The organism is Leisingera sp. F5 (assembly GCF_001593695.1).
The window spans coordinates 1-1,924 of the sequence record NZ_LUKH01000653.1 but is presented as its reverse complement, the minus strand read 5'-3'; the positions used below and the strand labels follow the sequence as shown (position 1 = coordinate 1,924).

Sequence of the window (1,924 nt, the reverse complement as noted above, 5' to 3'; positions counted from 1 at the left end):
TCGTAGGATGGCTGCCGCTGATTGACCAGGATTTGGCCGAAGGCAGAGTGGTGCGCCTGTTCAGCGAAGACATCACGCCAACCCACGGGTATTTCCTGGACGTGGGCAAAGGCAACCAGGCGCGTCGGCGAACCCGGGCCGCCATCGACTGGCTGACAGCCCAAAGCACCCGGATTGATTTTGGCCGCTGCTGAGAACAGTTTTGTCATTTATCTCGGCCAAGCCGGCTTGTTTGAATGGGCTGACGAACGCCCAAAGCCAGCTACTCTTCCAAAAACATAAGCCAAAAACGGTGGTATTGCGGACATTCAATCACTTTCGGGCGATGGCAACTTTGTCCGCTCACTTCCAGTCCAAGCCCGACCAGTTGAACGGTCCTGGTCTCGGGGATCAGCCATTCACGCCTGGCGCGGCTAACGCTCGGTCAGAGCCCTACCCGGACATCATGATTTTTTGCTGCGAGCGCTCGCAGCGCGCCTATGGGCTGCACAGCCGAATTTCTCCCGCCGATCGGCAGAAAGAAATGCGGCCATTCCGGCAGCCTGCAGCAAATTTAAAACCACGAATTCACGCAGAGCGCAGACGCAGCTGACCTTCGCGTCCGCGCGGCAAGTGTCCGTTTTCCGTTTGAAGGCCAAGACGCTGTCAGGACGGCGCGATCAGTCTTGACCCGGCTGCATAGACTTGGGTCCATTTGATGATCGCGTAGGATTTGCGAAGCCCGGTCGGCCAGAACTGATCTTCTTGGACAAGCCGATCAACATCTTCCTCGGCATCGGCTTCGACAATCCACATGCCGTCACGTCCAAGTCGCGCGGTGTCAGACAAAGGTCCCGCTGCCTCGATCTTGTCTGAGTGCCGTTCTAAGAAATCGAGATGCCGGGGGCATTGCCAAGTTGTTTGCCCGTCGGCTTTCGCATAGGCAACCGGGATGAAAATGCCTTGCACGATGCCTGGCCTGAAAGGCTACCGTTTTCCTCGCGAGATCGTCGCCTATGCGGTCTGGGCGTATCATCGTTTTGCGCTCAGAACGGCGGATGTCGAGGATCGGCTTGCCGAACGCGGCGTGATGGTCAGCCGGGAAACCGTCCGGAACTGGGTGAACCGGTTTGGCCGCCATTGCGCCGATTGTATCAAGCGCGACAGGCCGGGCACCAGTGACAAATGGCACTTGGATGAAGCTGTTGTTCCGATAAATGGCGAGAAGTTCTGGCTCTAGCGGGCAGTCGACGCGAATGGGAACGTGCTCGATATTCTCGCGCAAAAGCAACGTAATGCGAAGGCCGCCAGCCGGTTCCTAAAGCGGCTGATCGACCGGTTTGACGCTCCGCGGGCCGTGATCACCGACAAGCTGCGCAGTTACATCAGGCCGATCCGCAACCTTGCGCCGAATGCTGATCATCGGGCGCACAAGGGCTTGAACAACCGGATCGAAGGATTCCATCGGCCGGCCCGAAAGCGAGAGAAACTCATGGGGCGGTTCAAGTCACCTGGACAGGCGCAGAGATTTCTGGCCGCACATGACCAGATCAACACTATCTTCCGTCCCCGCCGCTATCGTCCTACCGCCAAATCCTATCACCATGCCAGAGCCGATGCCTTCGATCTTTGGAGCGCCTACACACTCGAAATGACCGCCTGACGGGCGTGGGTCAGGCCGCATTCGGGCGGGAGCAAATAAGTTGGCAATGCCGGCGCGACAAACGGACAGCGAAACAGATGCCGCTCCGTTTGATCAAATGACACGCCCGCAAGGGGGATCATCACCGGCAAGCTTCGCTCTTATGGCGCTGCCAAACAAAAAGGGCGGCGCCCACCCTGGGTCCTTGGTCGCACAAGCGCCTCAACAATCAAGCCGAGAACAGTCACCTGCCATTTCGAAAGCGGGAACGAGCAATGCAGAGCTTTCGGTCACCCGGCGTGT

1 protein-coding gene and 2 pseudogenes are annotated in these 1,924 nt (G+C 58.2%); 2 read left to right on the top strand and 1 reads right to left on the bottom strand.

Annotation, left to right across the window (positions count from 1 at the left end; all coding sequences use genetic code 11):
• Nucleotides 1-194, top strand: a pseudogene (locus A2I95_RS34415) (LysR family transcriptional regulator); the annotation flags it as partial.
• 451 nt (nucleotides 195-645) lie between these two features.
• On the opposite strand, the gene A2I95_RS34410 reads toward A2I95_RS34415, so the two are convergent.
• The gene (locus A2I95_RS34410; protein ID WP_291737018.1) at nucleotides 646-948 is read right to left on the bottom strand and encodes a YciI family protein; all 303 of its coding nucleotides are present in this window, start codon (nucleotides 946-948) and stop codon (nucleotides 646-648) included.
• Between A2I95_RS34410 and A2I95_RS34405 the strand changes: the two are divergent.
• Nucleotides 932-1,642: pseudogene (locus A2I95_RS34405) on the top strand (IS6 family transposase). The gene A2I95_RS34410 and the pseudogene A2I95_RS34405 sit on opposite strands and share 17 nt — an antisense overlap.
• Nucleotides 1,643-1,924: the final 282 nt, after the last annotated feature.